The following is a 16,953-nucleotide window of genomic DNA, read 5'->3' on the forward strand; positions in this document are numbered from 1 at the left end:
TCGCTCAGTAGGCGGGGAGGGTCCGCGGGCCGAGGTCGTCGCGGGCGGGCGGCGGCGCGAGCCGCACGGACGCGCCAAGGACGCTCAGGCCGTGCGGGGCGACGACGACGGGCTCCAGGGTGACCGCGACGACCTCCGGGTGGTCGTCGACCAGCCGCGACACACGCAGCAGCAGTTCCTCCAGGGCGGGGGTGTCGACGGGGGTCGAGCCGCGCCAGCCGAACAGGAGCGGGGCCGTCCGGATCGACCGGACCAGGGAGGTCGCCTCCCGGTCGGTGACCGGAACCAGCCGGTGTGCCATGTCCCCGAGCAACTGCGAGGCGGCCCCGGCCAGCCCGAACGACAGTACGGCCCCCGCCGCCGGGTCGATCACGGCCCTGACGACAGTGTCGACGCCACGGGGCGCCATCCCCTGCACCACCGGCCGCAGCTCCTCCGGCTTCCCGAACAGCTCGGTCAACTCGGCGTACGAGCGGCGCAGTTGTTCTTCGTCCGCGAGGTCCAGGCGTACGCCGCCCAGGTCGGCGCGGTGTCGCAGGTGCGGGGCGGTGGCCTTGAGGGCGACCGGGTAGCCGAGGGTGCGGGCGGCGGCGACGGCGTCCTCGGGCGTGGCCGCGGGCAGGGCCCGGTGGACCTGCACGCCGTACTTCCCGAGCAGCTCGCAGGTCTCCTCGGTACCGAGGGTGAGCCCCTGTCCCCGCGCGAGAAGCCCCCCGATCAGTTCGGCGGCCGCCTTCTCGTCGATGTCCTCGTACTCGGGGACCTTGCCGGGCTCCGCGGCGTCCCGCCGCCACTGGGCGTACTTGACGGCTTCGCCGAGGGCGCGGACGGCGCGTTCGGCGGCGGGGTAGGCGGGGATGAGGCGGGAGCAGTTCTCGGGGGCGGGCGTGTCGTCCGCCGGCTTCGTGGCCAGTCGGTCGAGGGCACGGAAGGGGTGGTCGCGGCCGACTGCGCCGGGAGCCGTCGAACTCGCCTGGGGTGCGGTGCTCGCCGCGGCCGACAACGCCTCCGCCAGCCCTCCGAGCTCCACGTGCACCACCAGCACCGGCTTGCCCGGCACCCGCTCCGCCGCCGATCTCAACGCCTCCGCCAACGCCGCGTCCCCGGGATACCCCTCCCCCACCGCCGGTATCGCGGTCACCACGACGGCGTCGCACGCGTCGTCCGCCAACGCCCGGTACAGCGCCCCGTGGAAGTCCTCCGGCGACGCCCCCGTCGTCAGATCCAGCGGAGGCAACGGCCTGAGCCCCTCGGAGAGACACGCGTCGTACGTCAGCAGCCCCAGCGACTCGGAGTTGCCGAGGATCGCCACCCGCGGCCCCGTCGGCAGCGGCTGGCGCGCGAGCAGCAGCCCCACGTCGACCAGCTCGGTGATCGTGTCGACCCGGATCACCCCGGCCTGCCGCAGCAGCGCGGACACCGTGGCGTGCGGCAACCGCGTCGCCCGTACGGCATGGCCCTGCGGCGCCGCGCCCCCGTGCCGCGCCCCCTGCACCACGACCAGCGGCTTCACAGCCGCCGTCCGCCGTGCGAGCCGGGTGAACTTGCGCGGGTTGCCGATGGACTCCAGGTACATCAGGGCGACATCGGTGTCGGGGTCGTCGTACCAGTACTGAAGGACGTCGTTGCCGGAGACGTCGGCCCGGTTGCCGGAGGAGACGAAGGTGGACACGCCGGTGACTCCCGTGACCCCGCCGCCACGCCGGTGCAGCCGGGAGAGCAGGGCGATGCCGATCGCGCCGGACTGGGCGAACAGCCCGATCCGGCCCGGCCGGGGCGCCTGCGGCGCGAGCGAGGCGTTCAGCCGGACGTCCGGGGAGGTGTTGATGACCCCGAACGCGTTCGGCCCGATGATCCGCATGCCGTACGCGCGCGCGTGGCGGACGAGTTCGCGCTGGCGCTCGCGCCCCTCCGGCCCGCTCTCGGCGTACCCGGCGGAGAGCACCACCAGCCCCTGCACGCCGTGCAGGCCGCACTCCTCGACGACTTCGGGGACATGCTTCGCGGGCACGGCGACGACCGCGAGGTCGACGGGCCCGTCGATGTCCCGCACCGACCGGTACGCGGGCACCCCGGCGAGTTCCTTCTGCTCCTCGGGGAGGGCCTTGTTCACGGCGTAGAGACGGCCGGTGAAGGCGGCGTCCTTGATGTTGTCGAGGACGCTGCGGCCCACCCCGCCCGGTGTGCGCCCGGCCCCGATCACGACGACGGACCCGGGCATGAGCAGCCGCTGCACGGACCGCCCTTCGGCACGCTGCTCGCGCGCGTACTGCACGGCGAGCGAGCGGTTCGTCGGCTCCAGGTCGAACTCCAGGCGTACGACGCCGTCCTCGAAGCTGCGCTTCTGGGTGTACCCGGCGTCCGTGAAGACCTTGATCATCTTGCTGTTGGCGGGCAGCACCTCGGCGGCGAAGCGCCGGATGCCGCGCTCGCGCGCGACGGCCCCGATGTGTTCGAGCAGGGCGGAGGCGACTCCGCGCCCCTGGTGGGCGTCCTGCACGAGGAAGGCGACTTCCGCCTCGTCGGCCGGGGCGGAGGCGGGCATGCCGTCGGCGCCGATGCGGTCGTAGCGTACGGTGGCGATGAACTCGCCGCCGATGGTGGCCGCGAGTCCCACCCGGTCCACAAAGTCGTGGTGCGTGAAGCGGTGGACGTCCTTGGCGGACAGACGAGGGTAGGGCGCGAAGAAGCGGTAGTACTTCGACTCGTCCGACACCTGCTCGTAGAAGCTGACGAGGCGATCGGCGTCATCAACGGTGATGGGCCGGATGCGCGCGGTGCCGCCGTCGCGCAGCACCACGTCGGCCTCCCAGTGGGCGGGGTACTCGTGCCGGTCCGACGAGGTCTGCATGGGCCCCAGAGTACGGCTCGCGTAGGACAACGGCGCGAGGCAGTCTGTGGAGGATGGAAGCCGGACCGAGGCCGCGGTCCGGCACCACGCCGGGGCGGGACGAAGGACCGCTCCGGGCATGCTTCACGATATGGGAAACTGGTCTAGACAACCCTGATACACCGAAGGGCAGCATCACATGGCTGAGCGCCGCGTCAACGTCGGCTGGGCCGAGGGTCTCCACGCCCGCCCCGCTTCCATCTTCGTCCGGGCCGCCACGGCCGCAGGTATCCCGGTGACGATCTCCAAGGCCGACGGCAACCCCGTCAACGCGGCCTCCATGCTGGCCGTCCTCGGTCTGGGCGCCCAGGGCGGCGAGGAGATCGTCCTCGCCTCCGACGCCGAGGGTGCCGACGTGGCCCTCGACCGTCTGGCGAAGCTGGTCTCCGAGGGGCTCGAGGAACTCCCCGAAACCGTCTGAGCACGCAATTAGCGGTTGCAGCGAAGGGCTCGCCCGAATTATCGGGCGAGCCCTTCGTATTTCCCGCTGGCGGGCAGCAGAAATAATCCCCCGCGAATTATCCCCTCTTTGTATACGGTGCCCGTGTTAATGCCGCAGGCTCGTCATGTTTACGGGATGTTGCGAGTTCCTCACACGGTCCGGCCGCTCTCCGCCGCCGGTGAATCGCAGCCGGTGCGCCACCGTCGCGCGCTCCGTGTGAAGCGCCGTGAGCGCCCGCGCACGTTCGTTGTCACCGCGCGCCACCGCATCCACGATCGCGCCGTGCTCCGCCCACGACTCCACGGGGTTGGCCGGCGCCTCCACCGCGTACATCCAGGCGATCTTGTGGCGCAGCTGGGTCAGCATCGAGGTCATCGCGGCACTGCCGGAGGCCTGCGCGAGCGTCTCGTGGAACCAGCCCCCCAGGGAGCGCAGGTCCTCACTGTTGCCCCGCCTGGCTCGCTCCTGGCCCAGCCGGACCAGGCCGCGCAGCACCTTGAGATGGGCCTCGGTACGCCGCTGGGCGGCCCGGGAGGCGCCGAGCGGCTCCAGGAGCATGCGCATCTCCAGCAGGTCGGCACCCTCCTGCTCGGTGGGTTCCGCGACGCACGCGCCCGCGTGCCGCCGGGTCACCACGAAGCCCTCCGCCTCCAGCGTGCGCAGGGCTTCCCGGACGGGGACGCGCGAGACGCCGTAGCGGCGCGCGAGCAGTTCCTCGGTGAGCCGGCTGCCGCGCTCGTAGACACCCGCGACGATGTCGTCCCGGATCGCCGTGCATACCGAGTGCGCCGGAATACGCATGACCGACCTCCGCTTTAATCCCCGTGAAACGTCGACGATTGACGTGTGTTCAGTGACTCTATTGCAATCAGCGGGAATTTCCGATGGCGGGCCGGAATCCATGGATATTTTTTGGACAGACGGCCGTCTGTAACACCGAAAGCCCCGGCTCGGAGAGCCGGGGCTTCGGGATGCGGAGCCGTCTGTCGCCGGACGTCGTACGTCGGACGTCCACGGGACGCGCGCGGGGGTCGTTCGCGGGACGCGCGCGGGGGTCGTTCGCGGGCGCGAGCCGAGCGTCAGACGTTCACGCCGTGCGAGCGGAGGTAGGCGACGGGGTCGATGTCCGAGCCGTACTCCGCGGTCGTACGGGCCTCGAAGTGCAGGTGCGGCCCGGTCACGTTGCCGGTCGCGCCGGAGAGGCCGATCTGCTGCCCCGGGGTGACCGTCTGGCCGACGGAGACGCCGATGGACGACAGGTGGCCGTACTGGGTGTACGTGCCGTCGTTCATCTTGATCACGACGTTGTTGCCGTACGACCCGCCCCATCCGGCCTCGACGACCGTGCCGGAGCCGACCGCGTGGACGGAAGTGCCGCTCGCGGCGTGGAAGTCGACGCCGGTGTGGCTGCCGGAGGACCAGACGCCGCCGCCGGCCTTGTAACCGGTCGAGATGTACGAGCCGGAGATCGGGGCGACGTAGGAGTTGAGGCGCTTGCGCTCGGCCTCGCGGGCGGCGCGCTCCTTGGCCTCGCGCGCCTCCTTGGCCTCGGCGGCCGCTGCCTTGGCCTCGGCGGCCGCCTTCTTGCGCGCGGCCTCCTCGGCCTTCTGCCGCGCTTCGGCTTCCTCGGCCGCCTGCTTCTGGGCGGCGGCCTGGGCGTCGATCTGGTCGGCGACCGAGTCGCCCATGGTGATGACGGGGATGAGACCGGTCTGCTCGACGGCCGGTTCGGCGGCGAGCGCCGGGGCGGCCAGGGTGCCGATGACGCCGGTGGTGGTGAGCGCGGCGGCACCCGCGGCACGGGCGGTGGTGCGCTTCATCCGACTGGGACGACGATGCTTCCCGGTGGCGCAAGTGAACGCCATGTAGTGGCTGGTCCTTTCCTTCCCTCTCGCCTACCGGGTTAGCTGACGGGTTCGGAGCAGGAAGGTCTCCTACGGACCCCCTCGCGGTGCGCGCGGGCGTCCGATTCACCCCAGGGACTTGTGGTGTGGGTCCCCGGCTCCCCTGGCTCGCGCCATGTGGGGACTCGGCGATGACTGTCCGGTGCCGCGGATGCGGCGCGGTGCCTGACGGACAGCCCGCATGAACCTAAGCGGGGCAACTTTCAATCCCCAAACGGATCACGGGTTTTGTAGCGCATGCCACAGGGCAGACAGGCAACCTCTCCCTCAATTCGGACATAGAGGGGCCCTGGTGACTCTTGAGTCACCAGGGCCCCTGGGCGCGCGGGCGTCTGCTCCGCTACGCGCGCGTGCGCCTACTCCGCCGAGACGACGGTGACTTCGCCGATGCCGAGGGCCTCCACGGGCTCCTTGATCTGCGCCGCGTCCCCGACGAGGACGGTCACCAGCCGGTCCACCGGGAAGGCGCTCACGGCCGCCGCGGTGGCCTCGACGGTGCCGGTCGCGGCGAGCTGCTGGTAGAGCGTCGCCTGGAAGTCGTCCGGCAGGTGCTGCTCGACCTGGTCGGCCAGCGTGCTCGCCACGGCCGCCGCGGTCTCGTACTTCAGCGGCGCCACCCCGACGAGGTTCTGCACGGCGACGTCCCGCTCGGCGTCGGTGAGCCCCCCGGCGGCGAGGGTGCGCAGCACCGTCCACAGGTCGTCGAGGGCGGGACCGGTGTTCGGGGTGTCGACGGAGCCGCTGATGGCGAGCATCGCCGCACCGCTGCCGTCCGGCGCGGAGCGCATGACCTGCCCGAACGCCCGCACACCGTAGGTGTAGCCCTTCTCCTCGCGCAGGACTCGGTCCAGGCGGGAGGTGAGGGTGCCGCCCAGGCAGTAGGTGCCGAGCACCTGCGCCGGCCACACTCGGTCGTGCCGGTCGGGGCCGATACGGCCGATCAGCAGCTGCGTCTGAACCGCGCCGGGACGGTCCACGATGACGACCCGGCCGGTGTCGTCGGCGGTCACCGGCGGCACGGGACGCGGCTCGGCCGAGGAACCGGTCCAGGAGCCGAGCGTGTCGCCGAGCAGCGCGTCGAGGTCGATGCCGGTGAGGTCGCCGACCACCACGGCGGTGGCGGTGGCGGGGCGGACGTGCTTCTCGTAGAAGGCGCGTACGGCCACGGAGTCGATGTTCTCGACCGTCTCCTCGGTGCCCTGGCGCGGGCGCGACATGCGCGAGGTCACCGGGAACAGCTCCTTGGAGAGCTCCTTGGCGGCACGCCGGGACGGGTTGGCCAGCTCGTGCGGGATCTCGTCCAGGCGGTTGCGCACCAGTCGCTCGACCTCGCTGTCCGCGAACGCGGGCGCCCTGAGGGCGTCGGCGAGCAGGCCGAGCGCCTTGGCCAGGCGGGAGGCCGGGACTTCGAGGGAGAGCCGTACGCCGGGGTGGTCGGCGTGCGCGTCGAGGGTGGCGCCGCAGCGCTCCAGCTCGGCGGCGAAGTCCTCGGCGGAGTGTTTGTCGGTGCCCTCGGAGAAGGCGCGGGCCATGATCGTGGCGACGCCGTCCAGGCCGGCGGGTTCGGCCTCCAGGGGCGCGTCCAGGAGCACCTCCACGGCGACGACCAGCTGGCCGGGGCGGTGGCAGCGCAGGACCGTCAGGCCGTTGTCGAGCGTCCCTCGCCGGGGCGCCGGGAAGGCCCAGGGCCTGGCCTCGCCCGCCTGGGGCTGGGGGTGGAATTCCATCGTGGCGAGCTCGGTCACCGGGCCGCCTCCTCGTTCTCGTCCTGGTCGGCGGGGGCTTCGGGGGCGATCGGTTCGTAGACGAGCACCGCGCGGTTGTCGGGGCGCAGGCGGGCCTTGGCGACCTCCTGGACCTCTTCGGCCGTCACGTCGAGGACGCGCTGTACGGCGGTCAGGGCGAGCTGCGGGTCGCCGAACAGGACGGCGTACCGGCACAGTTCGTCGGCGCGGCCCGCGACCGTGCCGAGCCGGTCCAGCCACTCGCGCTCCAACTGGGCCTGGGCGCGTTCCATTTCCTCGGCCGTGGGGCCCTCCTCGGCGAACCGGGCGAGCTCCTCGTCGATGGCGGCCTCGATGACCGGCACCTCGACGTCGCCGGAGGTCTTCACGTCCAGCCACCCCAGGGAGGGTGCCCCGGCCAGCCGCAGCAGGCCGAAGCCGGCCGCCACCGCCGTACGGTCGCGCCGTACCAGCCGGTTGTAGATGCGGGACGACTCGCCGCCGCCGAGGACGGTGAGCGCCAGGTCCACCGCGTCGCACGCGCGCGTGCCGTCCTCCGGGAGCCGGTAGGCGGCCATCAACGCGCGCGCGGGGACCTCCTCCTCGACGATCTCGCGCAGCTGCCCGCCCATGACGTCGGGCAGCGAGCCGTCGCGGGGCGTCGGCTTGCCGTCGTGCGACGCGATGGACCCGAAGTACTTCTCGATCCAGGCGAGCGTCTGCTCCGGGTCGATGTCGCCGACGACCGACAGGACGGCGTTGCCCGGCGCGTAGTACGTCCGGAAGAACGCGCGGGCGTCCTCCAGGGTGGCCGCGTCCAGGTCGGCCATCGAGCCGATCGGGGTGTGGTGGTAGGGGTGGCCCTCCGGGTAGGCGAGGGCGGTCAGCTTCTCGAACGCCGTGCCGTAGGGGACGTTGTCGTAGCGCTGCCGGCGCTCGTTCTTGACGACGTCCCGCTGGTTCTCCATCGACTCGTCGTCGAGGGCGGCCAGCAGCGAGCCCATGCGGTCGGCCTCCAGCCAGAGCGCGAGCTCCAGCTGGTGGGTGGGCATGGTCTCGAAGTAGTTGGTGCGCTCGAAGCTGGTGGTGCCGTTGAGCGAGCCGCCGGCACCCTGGATCAGCTCGAAGTGGCCGTTGCCCTTGACCTGGCCGGAGCCCTGGAACATAAGGTGCTCGAAGAGGTGAGCAAGGCCGGTACGACCCTTGACTTCGTGGCGCGAGCCCACGTCGTACCAGAGGCACACCGCCGCGACGGGGGTCAGATGGTCCTCGGAGAGCACCACGCGCAGGCCGTTGGCCAGGCGGTGCTCGGTCGCTGTCAGTCCGCCGGAGCCTGCCTGGGCTGTGGCCGTGTGACCCATGGGCATGTACGTCCCTTCGATCGCGGTCGCGGTCGCTGAAACCGCGGTTTTCCTGCCTGTCCTGCCACTGTATGCAAGCGTGCGGACCGTCGGCGAAGTTCCCGGACGACGTACGCCGTCAGCGAGATCGCGTAGCCTGCGGGCAGCCGCGGTCAGGCGCGCCCGCCCACACCGGGCCGGGCGGCCGACAGCGGGCCCTGGCCCGCGCTGTCAGTGCCGCGGTCCACAATGGTTTGCGTCAGATCGCGTTCACGCTTCAGCAAGAGTGAGCCGAAGGGACGCGTCGGTGTCGAAAGGTCGAGCGCGCTAAGGCCCGAAGGGCTGAGCACGGTCGGGTTCTCGACACCGACCTGAGCGCCCCGTAGGCGAACGTCCAGAAACAGGAGGAGCCGGCAGCGATGGCCCGCCGCAGCACGAAGACCCCGCCGCCCGACGACTCGTACGAGGAGAAGATCCTCGACATCGACGTCGTCGACGAGATGCAGGGCTCCTTCCTCGAGTACGCGTACTCGGTCATCTACTCCCGCGCCCTGCCGGACGCCCGCGACGGCCTCAAGCCGGTGCACCGCCGCATCGTCTACCAGATGAACGAGATGGGCCTGCGCCCCGACCGCGGCTATGTGAAGTGCGCCCGTGTCGTCGGCGAGGTCATGGGCAAGCTGCACCCGCACGGCGACGCGTCGATCTACGACGCCCTCGTGCGCATGGCCCAGCCCTTCTCGATGCGCGTCCCGCTGGTCGACGGCCACGGCAACTTCGGCTCGCTGGGCAATGACGACCCGCCGGCCGCCATGCGGTACACCGAATGCCGCCAGGCCGAGGCCACGAGCCTGATGACCGAGTCGATCGACGAGGACACGGTCGACTTCAACCCCAACTACGACGGCCAGGAGCAGGAGCCGGTGGCCCTTCCGGCCGCCTTCCCGAACCTCCTGGTGAACGGCGCGTCGGGCATCGCGGTCGGCATGGCCACGAACATGCCGCCGCACAACCTGGCCGAGGTCATCGCGGCCGCCCGCCACCTGATCCGCTACCCGAACGCGGACCTCGAGGCCCTGATGCGGCACGTGCCGGGCCCCGACCTGCCCACCGGAGGCCGGATCGTCGGTCTCTCCGGTATCCGGGACGCGTACGAGACGGGCCGCGGCACCTTCAAGATCCGCGCCACGGTGGCCGTGGACAACGTGACGGCGCGCCGCAAGGGCCTGATCGTCACGGAGTTGCCCTTCACGGTCGGACCCGAGAAGGTCATCGCCAAGATCAAGGACCTGGTCGGCTCGAAGAAGCTGCAGGGCATCGCGGACGTCAAGGACCTCACCGACCGGGCGCACGGCCTGCGCCTCGTCATCGAGATCAAGAACGGCTTCGTGCCGGAGGCGGTCCTGGAGCAGCTCTACAAGCTGACGCCCATGGAGGAGTCCTTCGGCGTCAACAACGTGGCGCTGGTGGACGGCCAGCCCCTCACCCTCGGCCTCAAGGAGCTCCTGGAGGTCTACCTCGACCACCGCTTCGAGGTCGTGCGCCGCCGCAGCGAGTTCCGCCGGACCAAGAAGCGTGACCGTCTGCACCTGGTCGAGGGTCTGCTCACCGCGCTGGTGGACATCGACGAGGTCATCCGCCTCATCCGCTCCAGCGACAACTCCGCGCAGGCCAAGCAGCGCCTGATGGAGCGCTTCTCTCTGTCGGAGATCCAGACCCAGTACATCCTCGACACCCCTCTCCGCCGCCTCACCAAGTTCGACCGCATCGAGCTGGAGTCGGAGAAGGACCGGCTCAACGCGGAGATCGCGGAGCTGACCCGGATCCTCGACTCGGACGCCGAGCTGCGCAAACTGGTCTCCGCCGAACTGGCCGCGGTGGCGAAGAAGTTCGGCACCGAGCGGCGTACGGTCCTGCTGGAGTCGGCGGGCTCCCCGGCGGCCGCCGTGCCGCTCCAGGTGGCCGACGACCCGTGTCGCGTGCTCCTGTCCTCCACTGCCCTGCTGGCCCGCACGGCGAACGGCGAGCCGTTCCCGGAGGACGCCGACGCCCGGCGCACCAAGCACGACGTGATCGTCTCGGCGGTGCCGGCCACGGCGCGCGGCGAGGTGGGCGTGGTCACGTCCTCCGGACGCCTGCTCCGGGTGAACGTCGTCGATCTGCCCCAGCTCCCGGACACCGCGTCGGCACCGAACCTCTCCGGGGGCGCCCCGGTGTCGGAGTTCGTCTCCCTGGAGGGCGACGAGACGGTGGTCTGCCTGACGACACTCGACGAGTCCTCCCCCGGTCTGGCGATCGGTACCGCCCAGGGCGTCGTCAAACGCGTGGTCCCCGACTATCCGACCAACAAGGGCGAGCTTGAGGTCATCACCCTCAAGGAGGGCGACCGGATCGTCGGCGCGGTGGAGCTGCGCACCGGCGAGGAGGACCTGGTCTTCATCACGGACGACGCGCAACTACTGCGCTACCAGGCCTCCCAGGTCCGCCCCCAGGGCCGCCCGGCCGGCGGCATGACGGGCATCAAGCTGACAGAGGGCGCGAAGGTCATCTCCTTCACGGCCGTCGACCCCGCCGCGGACGCGGTGGTGTTCACGGTCGCGGGCTCGCGCGGCACGCTGGACGACTCCGTCCAGACGACGGCCAAGCTGACCCCGTTCGACCAGTACCCGCGCAAGGGCCGCGCCACCGGCGGCGTCCGCTGCCAGCGCTTCCTGAAGGGCGAGGACTGCCTGTCCCTGGCCTGGGCGGGCCCCGTCCCGGCGAAGGCGGCCCAGAAGAACGGCACCCCGGCCGACCTCCCGGAGATGGACCCGCGCCGCGACGGCTCGGGCGTGTCGCTGGCGAAGACGGTGTCGGTGGTGGCGGGACCGGTCTAGACCCCCTCCAGGGTCTCGTCCTCCGGCTCCTGTACGTAGCGCAGAACGCCCCACATGCCGTGCTCGTCGGCGTGTGGGGCGTCGCTCCTGCACGCCTCCAGTTCCTTGCCGAGGGCGGGCGCGTCGATGCCGGAGCCGATGAGCACCAGCTGGGTGAGGCGGGCGTCGGCGGGCGTCCAGGGTTCCGGGTAGAAGCGCAGGAACGGTCCGACGGCATGCACGCCGTAGCGGTTCTTCGAGTCGTACGGTCCGAAGTCGACGTACCCCTTGATCCGGTACAGCCCCTGGGGCCTGCTGTCGAGGAACTGCATCAACGAACGCGGGTCAAGAGGCACTTCGGAGACGAAGGACAGACTGTCGTAGCCGCTGTGCAGGTGCTGGTCGTGCCCGTCCCCTGCCGTGTGCTCGTGCAGGTCGTCGAAGGTCAGTTGCCCGATGCGCTCCTCGCCGGGCCGGCAGTCGAAGAGGAACTCGGGGTCGATGCGGCCGTAGCGGGCGGGCACGACGGCGGCCCGGTCGACGAGGGACCGGACCAGCCCGAGGACCCGCTCGCCGTCGACGGCCCGGTCCAGCTTGTTGACCACGACGAGGTCGGCGAGGCCGAGATGCCGGTCGATCTCGGGGTGCCGGGCGCGGGTGTCGTCGAACTCGGCGGCGTCGACGACCTCGACCAGCCCGCCGTACACGATCCCCGGATGCTCACTGGCGAGCACCATGCGTACGAGCTCCTGCGGTTCGGCGAGCCCGCTGGCTTCGATCACGATGACGTCGATCCCCAGGGAGGGCCGGGCCAGCCGTTCCAGGTACTCATCCAGCTCGCCGACGTCGACGGCGCAGCACAGGCACCCGTTCCCGAGGGAGACGGTGGAGTCGCTTAGCGCACCGGCGACGGCCATCGCGTCGATCTCGATGGCACCGAAGTCGTTGACGACGGCGCCGATACGGCTGCCTCCGCTGCGGTGGAGGAGGTGGTTGAGCAGCGTGGTCTTGCCGGAGCCGAGGAATCCGGCGAGCACGACGACCGGGATCTGGCGCTGCCCCGGACTCCCTGTCGGGCCCGGACTCGGACACGGGCCTGCGCTCGTCTGCGGGCTCGACTGACTCAACGTGCGACCTCTCTCACACCAACGCGCGCACCGGCTCGCGGCCCGGCGCACGTACGAGGATTGAATGCCGACCCAGGATACGAGCCGGAAGAATCGCCGCGAAGTGAACGATTGTTAGCAGCGCTTGCGGGGCAGACGTTGGGCAAGGCGCCGGTTCGTGCGACCCTCGCTTCCCTCCGTGCGCCTCCTCTCCGCCTCCCCCGCCGATCAGAGCCGCTCGGCACCCTGGGAGACGGCAAGCGCCGCCCACCGCTCGCCGGTCCCCTACAGTCGACCCGCACCCCGACGACCGGCGGACGGCCGCCTGATTCGGGGGTTGACATGGCCACACGGAATTTTGGAGTACCGGGGTTGGGCTCCGCCGCGGCGGCGGGCCTGATGCTCGCCACCGCCACGTTGACTATGGCTTCGCGTCAACGGCGGCTCGAAGAGGCCCGCCTGCAGGTGAGGCGTATGGAGCTCGAGGAAATGGCGGCCCGACGCAAGGCGCTGGCGCACCAACAGCGCATGCACTGGGAGTTGCTGGCCAAGGCCATCGACGACCCTTCCCTCGCCGAGGTGATCGACACCTACGACAAGAGCATCCCGGCTGCGAAGCGGCGCCAGTACTTCTACGCCAACGCCTGGTACGTCAACCTGTACCACCTCTACCGCTCAGGAATCCTGGACCAGCAGGAGTTGTACGGACATCTGCGTGAGCTCTTCCAGAGCCCCCTCCTGCGGGAGTACTGGGAGGCTTCGAAGGGGCAGCGCGCCACTTTGAAGCAGTCGTCGGACGAGGCCAGGATCGGGCGCATGGTCGACGGCCTCATCAAGGACCTGGACGAGGCCGAGACGGACGAGTGGTGGGTCGTGGGCACGCCGCCGACAGCATGACCACCCGCTCCGACCGGTCAACACTCCGACCGGTCAACCCACCTGCCCCCGCGACAAGGCCGGGTGGCTTTTTGCGTCCTGGCCACACGTTCCTCGGGGATCTCAGTACCGTGTTGCCCATGTCCATCCGTCGTTAACGTTCAAGCTCCCGGTATCCCTTCAGGGTTCACAAACCGCGTCCCTCACGTGAGGACACGTCTGTGACCTCAGCGGCGCGGGACGTCATCCCGCAATCGGCAGCCGGTCCGCCCGCGCCAAGGCCTTCGGGCCAGAGGGAAGCCGATCTTGAGACGCAAGCGCGAGCGGAAGGATCGACGGTGGATCCACGTACGGCAGCACGTCCGGCAGCACGTCTCCTCGGAGCGCGTGTGCGCGTCCTGCGAGGTCTTCCTCGTGATCGCGTGGCTGATCGAGCACCAACCGCGGGTCCGAATCGCGTGAGCCCCAGCTGAGCGATCAGTCAGGGCTCACGTCCACCACAAGGGCCTCGTCCTCCGGTCCGGGGCCTGGCCGACGGGAGGGCGGGGGCGTTCGTCATCTCGGCGTGGCCGCAGGCGCGGATATTCAGGAGACCAGCAACGTCGGGCCGTCGTCGCGGAGGATCATGAGTGCCGCTGCAGTCTCGGCGACGGCTGGGCAGTCACCCGACAGCGTGACCACTCCGACCGATCAACCTCCTGCCGTGGCGACACGGCCAGGTGATCTTTCGCCATATGGCCACTTCGCACCACCAACCCCAGCTAACCTGCTGCGCAAAACTATGCCCCCACCCATCGTTAAGGACCACCACCCTTGAAAATCGTGCGCCGCATTGGTGTGCCTCCAAGTGCCCGTGGCAGTGCCTCAGGAGCAAACTGCCCGGACGTGTTCGAGCTGAGCGACGGCAACTTCGCCGTCATCGGCACCGAGGCCACCGAGGCGCTGGAGCGTGAACTCCCCGCCGATGCAGCCCGCGCCGACTACGAGCGCATCGTCATCGTCAGCAGGGAGACCCTGATTCGCGCCAAGGCAGACATCCCCGACACCTGACGTCAGCGCACGAGGCGCATCCACCCCGAACCCGTCCCGTGAAGCATTCCCCCCGGCCGCACAGAACCGCTGAGCGAACCGGGCATTGACCCGGCGAGCAGTTCGGCACCCCGTTCCTGCTCGATCACCACCGATGAGGCCTGGCGCCAGAACGGCACCAGGCCACACGCATGTCAGGCGGCCCCCGGCACCGCCACCGGCGCCCCCGGCCCCACATACCGCGCCACCGGCCTGATGATCTTCGAGTCCGCCGCCTGTTCCAGGATGTTGGCGCTCCAGCCCACCACGCGCGCCGCCGCGAACGTCGGTGTGAACATCTCGCGTGGCAGGCCGCACAGTTCCATGACCACGCCCGCGTAGAACTCGACATTCGTGTGGAGTTCCCGGCCCGGCTTCAGTTCGGCGAGGATCCGCTCGACGTGGCGCTCGACCTCGACTGCGAAGTCGACGCGCGGACCGCCGAACCGCTGGGCGACCTCGCGGAGCATCCGGGAACGGGGGTCCTCCGTGCGGTAGATCGCATGACCGAAGCCCATGATGCGGTCACCGGCCAGGACCCGCTCACGAATCCAGGAGTCGATGCGGTCGGGAGTGCCGATCGCGTCCAGGGTGTCCAGTGCACGACTGGGCGCACCCCCGTGCAGCGGTCCGGACAAGGCCCCCACCGCCCCCACAAGACACGCCGCCACATCGGCACCGGTCGACGCGATGACCCGGGCGGTGAAGGTTGATGCATTGAAGCCGTGATCAATGGTTGAGATCAAGTACTGCTCGACCGCCCGGGCACGCTCCGGTTCCGGCTCCGAACCCGTCAGCATGTAGAGGTAGTTCGCCGCGTACGGCAGGTCCTCGCGCGGCTCCACCGGCTCGAGCCCCGCACCCAGCCGGTGCAGCGCGGTGAGCAGAGTCGGTACGGCCGCCGCCGCGGCGACGCCGTCCTCGCGGCGACTGTCCACGTCGAGGTCGTACACCGGGCGGAAGCCCTTCGCCGCACCGAGCAGCGACAGCGCGGTGCGCATCCCGGCGAGCGGGCCGGAGCCCGCGCCGGCCGCGGCGATGGCGGGCAGCGCGGCCCGTACCTCGCCGGGCAGCCGCCGCAGTGCGGCGGTCTCGGCGGCGAAAGCGGCGCCGCGGTCGGCACCCGGCAGCTCGCCGTGGACCAGGAGATGCCAGACGTCCTCGAAGCTGCGGGTCTGCGCGAGTTCGACGGCAGAGTACTGGCGGTAGTGGTAAAAACCCTCGCGCCCCCGCACGTCACCGATCTCGGTGTCGGTGACGACGACGCCCGCGAGTCCCCGCGGTACGTCGACCAGAGCGGCTGCGGACTTGTTGACGGACATGATTCCTCCCTCGACTTGATTCGACTGTCCATGATTGACTGATTTCCTGTCAATATTGATTGAATCAATACACGCCAATCAACGGCCGATCAACAAGCCGAGCTACGGATACGGTGACGTCTTATGCGCGATCAAGAACCTCTCTCCCGCCCCGCCGGACCGCGGCTGAGCACCAAGGAGGCCGCCGAGCTGCTGGGCGTGAAGCCCGAGACCGTGTACGCCTACGTGAGCCGCGGTCAGCTCACCAGCCGGCGCGCACCCGGCGGCCGGGGCAGCACCTTCGACGCCAAGGAGGTGGAGGCGCTCGCCCGGCGCAACAGGCGTGACAGCGGCGGGGGGTCGGGCTCCGGAGGCGAGCTGTCCGTACGGACACGCATCACGCTGATCGAGGCGGACCGGTACTACTTCCGGGGCGTCGACGCGACCGAACTGGCCGCCCGGCACTCCTACGAAGAGGTCGCCGAATGGCTGTGGACCGGGCAGATGCGCCCCGGTGCCACCTTCACGGCGCCCGAGGCCGCCGCCGCCGTCGCCCGCCGTGCCGTGGACGCGCTGCCCGAACACGCCGCTCCCACCGACCGGTTGCGGGTCGCGGCGATCGCCGCCGCGGCCGCGGATCCGCTGCGCTTCGACCTCTCCGAGGAAGCCGTGCTGGGCACCGCGCGCGTCCTCATCCCCACGCTGGTCGCCGCCCTGCCACCGGTCCTGCACGACCACGGCGACGGCGGTCCTCTCGCCCACCGGCTGTGGACCCGGCTCAGCGGCCGACCCGCCGACGAGGCGTCCCTGCGCGCTCTGGACACCGCGCTCGCCCTGCTCGTCGACCACGACCTCGCCGCCTCGACCCTCGCCGTGCGCGTCGCCGCGTCGGCCCGTGCGCACGCCTACGCGGCCGTCTCCGCCGGGCTCGGCGTGATCGAGGGCCCTCTGCACGGCGCGGCCAGCGGGCTCGCCCACAGGCTGTTGCTCGACGTGCTCGACCAGGGCAGCGCGGCCCCCGTGATCGCGGACGAGCTGCGGGCAGGCCGGCGCATTCCGGGGCTCGGCCATCGTCTCTACCCCGGCGAGGACCCACGCGCGCGTGCCCTGTTCGGTCTCCTGGAGCAGATCCCCAGGGCCGAGCCCGCCTTCGCCGCGGCCCACGACATCGTGGCCACCACCGCCCGCCACGCACCCCTGCACGCCAATGTCGACCTGGCCCTCGCCGTCCTCACCGCCTCCTCCGGCATGCCTGCCGCGGCGGGCGAGACGATCTTCGCGGTGGCCCGTACGGCGGGCTGGATCGCCCATGCCCTGGAGGAGTACGGGGAGCGCCCCCTGCGCATGCGTCCGAGCGGCCACTACGTCGGTCCGAGGCCGCCGCAGCCCCTCCCGGAGTAGGACTCGCGCCCGGCCGGAAGTCGCCTCGCCTCAAGTCAGGTTAGGC

At 70.7% G+C, this 16,953-nt stretch carries 13 protein-coding genes and 1 riboswitch; of the genes, 6 read left to right on the plus strand and 7 right to left on the minus strand.

Annotated elements, in window-relative coordinates; genetic code table 11:
* Positions 1 to 4: 4 nt before the first annotated feature.
* Positions 5 to 2,851, minus strand: a complete 2,847-nt coding sequence (locus tag ADK57_RS10760) for a bifunctional GNAT family N-acetyltransferase/acetate--CoA ligase family protein (RefSeq protein ID WP_053749170.1) — start codon at positions 2,849 to 2,851, stop codon at positions 5 to 7.
* Between the two features lie 178 nt (positions 2,852 to 3,029).
* On the opposite strand from ADK57_RS10760, the gene ADK57_RS10765 reads away from it, so the two are divergent.
* A complete protein-coding gene (locus tag ADK57_RS10765; protein WP_053749171.1) occupies positions 3,030 to 3,311 on the plus strand; it encodes an HPr family phosphocarrier protein in 282 nt (93 codons plus the stop codon).
* A gap of 126 nt (positions 3,312 to 3,437) precedes the next feature.
* Here the strand turns inward: ADK57_RS10765 and ADK57_RS10770 are convergent, their stop codons facing one another.
* From ADK57_RS10770 to ADK57_RS10785, 4 genes are all read right to left on the minus strand, one after another.
* Positions 3,438 to 4,133, minus strand: a complete 696-nt coding sequence (locus ADK57_RS10770) for a GntR family transcriptional regulator (RefSeq protein WP_053749172.1) — start codon at positions 4,131 to 4,133, stop codon at positions 3,438 to 3,440.
* 278 nt (positions 4,134 to 4,411) lie between these two features.
* Positions 4,412 to 5,197, minus strand: a complete 786-nt coding sequence (locus ADK57_RS10775; protein WP_053749173.1) for a M23 family metallopeptidase — start codon at positions 5,195 to 5,197, stop codon at positions 4,412 to 4,414.
* Positions 5,198 to 5,209: 12 nt separating this feature from the next.
* Positions 5,210 to 5,377: riboswitch (cyclic di-AMP (ydaO/yuaA leader) on the minus strand.
* Positions 5,378 to 5,592: 215 nt separating this feature from the next.
* Positions 5,593 to 6,981 (minus strand): M16 family metallopeptidase, encoded by a 1,389-nt coding sequence (locus ADK57_RS10780; protein ID WP_053749174.1) that lies wholly within the window; start codon positions 6,979 to 6,981, stop codon positions 5,593 to 5,595.
* Entirely contained in the window at positions 6,978 to 8,327 is a 1,350-nt protein-coding gene (locus ADK57_RS10785) for a M16 family metallopeptidase (protein ID WP_053749175.1), read from the minus strand. The genes ADK57_RS10780 and ADK57_RS10785 overlap by 4 nt, the downstream gene beginning before the upstream one ends.
* A gap of 392 nt (positions 8,328 to 8,719) precedes the next feature.
* On the opposite strand from ADK57_RS10785, the gene ADK57_RS10790 reads away from it, so the two are divergent.
* Positions 8,720 to 11,176, plus strand: coding sequence for a DNA gyrase/topoisomerase IV subunit A (locus ADK57_RS10790; protein WP_053749176.1), 2,457 nt, complete (start codon positions 8,720 to 8,722; stop codon positions 11,174 to 11,176).
* Here the strand turns inward: ADK57_RS10790 and ADK57_RS10795 are convergent.
* The gene (locus ADK57_RS10795) at positions 11,173 to 12,282 is read right to left on the minus strand and encodes a CobW family GTP-binding protein (RefSeq protein ID WP_078973057.1); all 1,110 of its coding nucleotides are present in this window, start codon (positions 12,280 to 12,282) and stop codon (positions 11,173 to 11,175) included. The genes ADK57_RS10790 and ADK57_RS10795 overlap by 4 nt on opposite strands.
* A 378-nt stretch (positions 12,283 to 12,660) precedes the next feature.
* Between ADK57_RS10795 and ADK57_RS10800 the strand changes: the two genes are divergently transcribed.
* The 3 genes from ADK57_RS10800 to ADK57_RS10805 all read left to right on the plus strand — a co-directional run bounded on the left by ADK57_RS10800 (position 12,661) and on the right by ADK57_RS10805 (position 14,187).
* Entirely contained in the window at positions 12,661 to 13,158 is a 498-nt protein-coding gene (locus ADK57_RS10800; protein ID WP_234390120.1) for a DUF6082 family protein, read from the plus strand.
* A gap of 285 nt (positions 13,159 to 13,443) precedes the next feature.
* Positions 13,444 to 13,599 (plus strand): hypothetical protein, encoded by a 156-nt coding sequence (locus tag ADK57_RS49860; protein WP_159050038.1) that lies wholly within the window; start codon positions 13,444 to 13,446, stop codon positions 13,597 to 13,599.
* Positions 13,600 to 13,950: 351 nt separating this feature from the next.
* The gene (locus ADK57_RS10805) at positions 13,951 to 14,187 is read left to right on the plus strand and encodes a hypothetical protein (protein WP_107091523.1); all 237 of its coding nucleotides are present in this window, start codon (positions 13,951 to 13,953) and stop codon (positions 14,185 to 14,187) included.
* Positions 14,188 to 14,360: 173 nt separating this feature from the next.
* Here ADK57_RS10805 and ADK57_RS10810 read toward each other — a convergent pair whose 3' ends face one another.
* Complete coding sequence (locus tag ADK57_RS10810) at positions 14,361 to 15,527, minus strand: citrate synthase/methylcitrate synthase (protein ID WP_053749179.1); 1,167 nt, start codon at positions 15,525 to 15,527, stop codon at positions 14,361 to 14,363.
* 123 nt (positions 15,528 to 15,650) lie between these two features.
* On the opposite strand from ADK57_RS10810, the gene ADK57_RS10815 reads away from it, so the two are divergent.
* Complete coding sequence (locus tag ADK57_RS10815; RefSeq protein ID WP_053749180.1) at positions 15,651 to 16,907, plus strand: citrate synthase; 1,257 nt, start codon at positions 15,651 to 15,653, stop codon at positions 16,905 to 16,907.
* The last annotated feature ends 46 nt before the right edge of the window (positions 16,908 to 16,953 follow it).

Source organism: Streptomyces sp. MMG1533 (assembly GCF_001279775.1).
GTDB lineage: Bacteria > Actinomycetota > Actinomycetes > Streptomycetales > Streptomycetaceae > Streptomyces.

Coding starts and splice junctions, on each gene's coding strand:
- ADK57_RS10790 (WP_053749176.1), top strand. CDS start 8,720: ATGGCCCGCCGCAGCACGAAGACCCCGCCGCCCGACGACTCGTACGAG.
- ADK57_RS10815 (WP_053749180.1), top strand. CDS start 15,651: ATGCGCGATCAAGAACCTCTCTCCCGCCCCGCCGGACCGCGGCTGAGC.
- ADK57_RS10785 (WP_053749175.1), bottom strand. CDS start 8,327: ATGCCCATGGGTCACACGGCCACAGCCCAGGCAGGCTCCGGCGGACTG.
- ADK57_RS10765 (WP_053749171.1), top strand. CDS start 3,030: ATGGCTGAGCGCCGCGTCAACGTCGGCTGGGCCGAGGGTCTCCACGCC.
- ADK57_RS10775 (WP_053749173.1), bottom strand. CDS start 5,197: ATGGCGTTCACTTGCGCCACCGGGAAGCATCGTCGTCCCAGTCGGATG.
- ADK57_RS10810 (WP_053749179.1), bottom strand. CDS start 15,527: ATGTCCGTCAACAAGTCCGCAGCCGCTCTGGTCGACGTACCGCGGGGA.
- ADK57_RS10770 (WP_053749172.1), bottom strand. CDS start 4,133: ATGCGTATTCCGGCGCACTCGGTATGCACGGCGATCCGGGACGACATC.
- ADK57_RS10760 (WP_053749170.1), bottom strand. CDS start 2,851: ATGCAGACCTCGTCGGACCGGCACGAGTACCCCGCCCACTGGGAGGCC.
- ADK57_RS10800 (WP_234390120.1), top strand. CDS start 12,661: ATGCTCGCCACCGCCACGTTGACTATGGCTTCGCGTCAACGGCGGCTC.